The sequence below is a fragment of the Erythrobacter sp. HI0063 genome, assembly GCF_001635685.1.
Classification (GTDB): Bacteria; Pseudomonadota; Alphaproteobacteria; order Sphingomonadales; family Sphingomonadaceae; genus Qipengyuania.
The window spans coordinates 1-5,107 of record NZ_LWFF01000339.1 but is presented as its reverse complement, the minus strand read 5'-3'; the positions used below and the strand labels follow the sequence as shown (position 1 = coordinate 5,107).

Here is a 5,107-nt window from a genome sequence, read left to right as displayed (position 1 = left end):
CTTCAAAGCTTTACGCTTTTTTTATGCGAGTCTTGCGCACCCTTGGACTGCTACTGATCGCCTGCGGGCTGTTCGTCCAGTCGGCAGCGCATGCATCTGCCCTGCCTCAGGCGGTCGATGCAGGCAAACCGGCCTGCGCCGAGATGGAGATGATGGCGGGCGCAGCTTCCATGGACGATCATGACGGCGTGCCTTGCAAGAACCTTCGGCTGGATTGTCTCGTGGCATTCGGCTGCATCCCGCCCCTCGTTCCAGGGGGTGATTCGACCCTGGTCGGTGAAATACCGGCGCAGGCTTCTCAGTTCAGCAGATTAGTCTCCAATTCGCTCGCGGCCCCAAGGCTGGGGCCAGAACCGCCACCTCCGCAATTTCCGGCATGACCCGCGTGCAGGCATAAGCCTGTGCGCTCCTGCCTCTGGATGGACGACCTGCGCTCGATGCGGGCCGGTGATCCGGAACGCGTGTCTGACGCGCTCCTTTTGCGGATGAACGATCATGCAACGAATTACTTGGACCGCGATTCCGGTCCTGCTGGCCCTCGCGCCGGCGAGTAATGCCCAGTCGGTGGGCTATGAAGAAGCTTTGCGAGCAGCAACGAGCGACCAGCCCCAGGTTCGCACAAGCGAGCTGCGACTGGACGCCCGGCGCGAGATCGCCGACGCTGCCGATGAACTGCCCGATCCGCGCCTTCGCGCGGGCATCCAGAACCTGCCGGTAAGCGGGCCGGCTGCGTTCGAGCTGGGTCGCCAGCTCCCTACGCAAATCCAAGTCGGTATCGAACAGGAGATTCCCAATCTCGCGAAACGTCGGGCCCGGTTCGGAATGGCGGACGCCGACATCGACCTTGCCGCAGCACAATTGCGTCAGACCCGTTACAGGGTACGCGTCGGAGCAGGAATGGCATGGATTTCGTTGGCTTATGCCCAACGGGCTCTGACCGTCGCCGACGATGCACTTGCTGAAATCGAGGGGCTCGTACCACTCGCGCGCAGTGCTGTCGCCGCCGGTTCGGCCAGACCCGCCGAAAGTCTGGAAATACGCCGTGCCGTGCTCGAAGTCGAGGATATGCGGACCAGGATCGAGGCCGACCGAGAGGCCGCTCAGGCCATGCTGTCGCGCTATACCGCTCTGCCGACCGCCACCGCGACCGGAACCATCCCTTCGGCCGATCTCGATCCCGAAGGTTTGCGGGCCATGCTTCAAAGCAATCCGGAGCTCGTCGTGGCGCTTGCGCAGGTCCGCCAAGCGGAAGCGAGAAGCGATCTTGCCCGATCGGAAAGGCGTCCGGATTTCGGCGTCAATGTGAGCTATGGACGGCGCGATCCCGATTTTGGCGATGCAATCTCGGTGATGGGTTCGATCACGCTCCCGATTTTCGCGGACCGGCGCCAAAACCCGCGTATAGCCGCCGCCGAAGCCGAAGCGGCTGCGGCACAGTCGGCCAGAGCCGATCGGCTGCGTGAACTCGAAGCCCGGTTCGAAACCGATCTCGCGGCATGGCGCAGCGCTTATCGACAATGGCAGCGCGCGACCGACGAATTGCTTCCCCTTGCCGAAAGCCGCGTGGACCTCGAGCGCGCGAGCTTTGCCGCGGGCCGCGCGGAACTGCTCGACGTCATCGACGCCATCAAAACGCTCGCCGTGCTGCGGGTGGACATTCTGCAACGCGAGGAAGCGACCGTCGAAGCCGCCGCGAACCTGCGACTGACCTATGGGGAGTATGGCCGATGAGAGCCGCAATGGGAGCCGCGTGGGACAGGCTGTCGCCGCGCCAGAAATCCTGGACGATGGCAGGCACGGTCGCGCTCATCAGTCTTGCCGCCGGCTATGGTCTCTCGCAGCTCGGCGAAGGCCAGGGTGGTGCAAGCGACGCGGGCGGCAGTGCGACCGAATGCGAGGAGGTCCTTTACTGGTACGACCCGATGGTGCCGGGGCAGCACTTCGACGAGCCGGGCAATTCGCCCTTCATGGATATGCAGCTGGTGCCCAAGTGCGCGGGCGAGGAGGCCACTGCAGGCGTCAGGATAGATCCCGGCCTGGTGCAGAATTTCGGCATCCGCACCACTGAAGCCGAGTACGGCGTCCTCGAGCCGGAAATAACCGTCACAGGCGTTCTGGCCTACAACGAACGCGACGTCGCGATCGTCCAGCCACGTGCCGGAGGCTATGTACAAAGAACCTACGGCCGCGCGCCCGACGATGTCGTTGGACGGGGCGCGCCGCTCGCGGATATCCTGGTTCCCGAATGGGGCGGAGCGCAGCAGGAGTATCTGGCCGTCCTGAACAGCGGTGATGAAGAACTTGCGCAGGCCATGCGCGAACGCATGCGCCTTTTGGGCATGCCTCCAGGCCTGATCTCATCGGTAGGGCGCAATGGACGTCCGCAGTCCACGATCACCGTTACCGCGCCGATTGGAGGTGCCATCACATCGCTCGGCGTGCGTCCGGGAATGACAGTCATGGCCGGACAGACGCTCGCCGAGATAACCGGTTTCTCACCGATCTGGCTCGAAGCCGCGGTGCCTGAAACGCAGGCGGCGAATGTACGCGTCGGGCAACCTGTCAGCGCGACGCTGACCGCATTCCCCGAGGAACGCTTCTCCGGACCCATTGTCGCTATCCTGCCGAGCGCGGAGGATGCAAGCCGTACGATCACCGTTCGTGCGCAACTGCCCAATGCATCCGGTCGCCTCAAGCCGGGCATGTTCGCACAGGTCTCGCTGACCCCGGACACACGCCGCGCGCTGCTGGTGCCGTCCGAAGCCGTTATCAGGACCGGACGTCGAACCATCGTGATGGTGAAGCAGGACGAGGGCGGTTTCATGCCCGCCGAGGTCCGGATCGGCCGCGAAGCGGGTGGCAGGACCGAGGTTCTGGCCGGTCTGTCGGCCGGCGAACAGGTCGTGACATCGGGTCAGTTCCTGCTCGATTCCGAAGCAAGCCTTACCGGACTCGACGTCCGTCCGGTCGATCAGGCAGATGACGCTTCCACCGGCGGCGAGGACGAACCAGCGACCTTCGGTGCCACCGGCACGATCCAGTCGATCGCCAATGGTTCGGTGACGCTGCGGCATGGTCCTGTGCCCCGGCTCGATTGGCCCGCGATGACCATGACCTTCCGCACGAAGAGCGCGGCGCAAATGCGCGGGCTCGAGACGGGAGACAGGGTGCGCTTCACCTTCACCCAGCAGGATGCCGGCCCCCGGATCGAGTCTATCACGAGGGCCGGACAATGATTGCTCGGATAATTGATGCCTCGATCGCCAACCGCCTGTTTATCGTTCTCGCCGCCGTCGCGGTAACGCTGGCCGGTTTCTGGGCGGTGCGCACGACGCCGGTCGACGCGTTGCCCGATCTGTCCGATGTGCAGGTTGTGGTCCGGTCAAACTATCCGGGGCAGGCCCCCCGGATCGTCGAGGACCAAGTCACCTACCCCCTGGCAACGACCATGCTTTCGGTGCCGGGGGCGAAAACCGTCCGCGGCTACTCGATGTTCGGCGACAGCTATGTCTATATCATCTTCGAGGACGGTACCGACCTCTACTGGGCGCGATCGCGTGTGCTCGAATATCTCAACCAGGTGCAGGTCCGCCTGCCCGATGGCGTGACGAGCACGCTCGGCCCCGATGCCACCGGGGTAGGGTGGATCTACGAATATGCGCTGATCGATCGCAGCGGCGGACACGACCTTGCCGGACTGCGCAGCCTGCAGGACTGGTTCCTGCGCTACGAGCTCAAGACAATCCCCGGCATTGCCGAGGTCGCCAGCGTCGGAGGAATGGTCAAGCAATACCAGGTCGTGCTCGAGCCTTACCGGATGGCCTCGCTCGGCGTGACTCACGCCGAGATCGTGAGCGCAATCCAGTCCGCCAACCAGGAAGCGGGCGGCTCGATCGTCGAGATGGGCGAAGCCGAATATATGGTCCGTGCCTCGGGTTATCTCGGCGACCTCGACGATTTCAGGGCGATCCCGCTGCGCGCGGTGAGCGGCGGCGTTCCGGTCACGCTGGGCGACGTAGCGACGATCCAGGTCGGCCCCGAACTGCGCCGAGGCATCGCCGAGCTCAATGGCGAAGGCGAGGTTGCCGGCGGCATCATCGTCCTGCGCCAGGGTGCGGATGCAAGAAGCGCAATACAGGCCGTCGAACAGAAACTCGACGACTTGCAGGCAAGCCTTCCCGAAGGCGTCGAGATCGTCACGACCTACGATCGCTCTCAGCTCATCGATGCGTCTATAGAGAACCTCACCACGAAGCTCATCGAAGAGTTTATCGTCGTGGCGCTCGTATGCGCGCTGTTCCTCTGGCACGCGCGCTCGGCACTTGTCGCCATCATCACCCTGCCTTTGGGCGTGCTCGCGGCCTTCATCGTGATGCGCATCCAGGGCGTCAATGCCAACATCATGTCGCTGGGTGGAATAGCCATCGCGGTCGGTGCGATGGTCGATGCCGCCGTCGTCATGATTGAGAACGCGCACAAGCATCTCGAGCGATGGGAACACGAGAATCCCGATACCGTGCTCGCGGTGAAGGAACGCTGGCGGATCATCGCCGATGCATCGAAGGAAGTGGGACCGGCGTTGTTCTTCAGTCTGCTGATCATTACGCTGTCGTTCCTACCGGTCTTCACCCTGCAGGCGCAGGAAGGGCGGTTGTTCGCTCCGCTCGCTTTCACCAAGACCTATGCCATGGCGGCCGCGGCCATTCTGTCGGTAACGCTGGTGCCGGTAATGATGGGATGGCTGATCCGTGGGAAGATCCCTTCGGAGGATTCCAATTTTCTCAACCGCTGGCTGACGAAAATCTATCGTCCGGGGCTCGACTGGGTCATGCGGCGCCCAAAGGCAACGCTGGTGATCGCGGCGCTGATCTTCCTGACCACCGCGATCCCCTTCACCCGGCTTGGCGGCGAGTTCCTCCCGCCGCTCGATGAAGGCGATTTGCTTTATATGCCGAGCGCGCTGCCCGGCCTCTCCCCCGGCGAGGCTTCGGCGCTGCTGCAGCGCACCGATCGCCTGATCAAGTCGGTCCCCGAGGTGGAAACGGTGTTCGGCAAGGCGGGGCGCGCCGATACAGCGACGGATCCGGCTCCCCTGACGATGTTCGAA

4 protein-coding genes are annotated in these 5,107 nt (G+C 63.7%); all 4 read left to right on the top strand.

The window, feature by feature from the left end; genetic code table 11:
- Nucleotides 1-380, top strand: a 380-nt coding sequence (locus A3736_RS18080; RefSeq protein ID WP_233999430.1) for a hypothetical protein, incomplete at its 5' end; no start/stop codon positions are given.
- Nucleotides 381-495: 115 nt separating this feature from the next.
- Nucleotides 496-1,731 (top strand): TolC family protein, encoded by a 1,236-nt coding sequence (locus A3736_RS15105; RefSeq protein WP_067684652.1) that lies wholly within the window; start codon nucleotides 496-498, stop codon nucleotides 1,729-1,731.
- An 8-nt stretch (nucleotides 1,732-1,739) separates the two neighbouring features.
- Nucleotides 1,740-3,236, top strand: a complete 1,497-nt coding sequence (locus A3736_RS15100) for an efflux RND transporter periplasmic adaptor subunit (protein WP_067684650.1) — start codon at nucleotides 1,740-1,742, stop codon at nucleotides 3,234-3,236.
- Nucleotides 3,233-5,107: efflux RND transporter permease subunit (locus tag A3736_RS15095; RefSeq protein WP_156502163.1), on the top strand; the 1,875-nt coding region annotated here is incomplete at its 3' end. The genes A3736_RS15100 and A3736_RS15095, both read left to right, overlap by 4 nt.

Coding starts and splice junctions, on each gene's coding strand:
- A3736_RS15105 (WP_067684652.1), top strand. CDS start 496: ATGCAACGAATTACTTGGACCGCGATTCCGGTCCTGCTGGCCCTCGCG.
- A3736_RS15100 (WP_067684650.1), top strand. CDS start 1,740: ATGGGAGCCGCGTGGGACAGGCTGTCGCCGCGCCAGAAATCCTGGACG.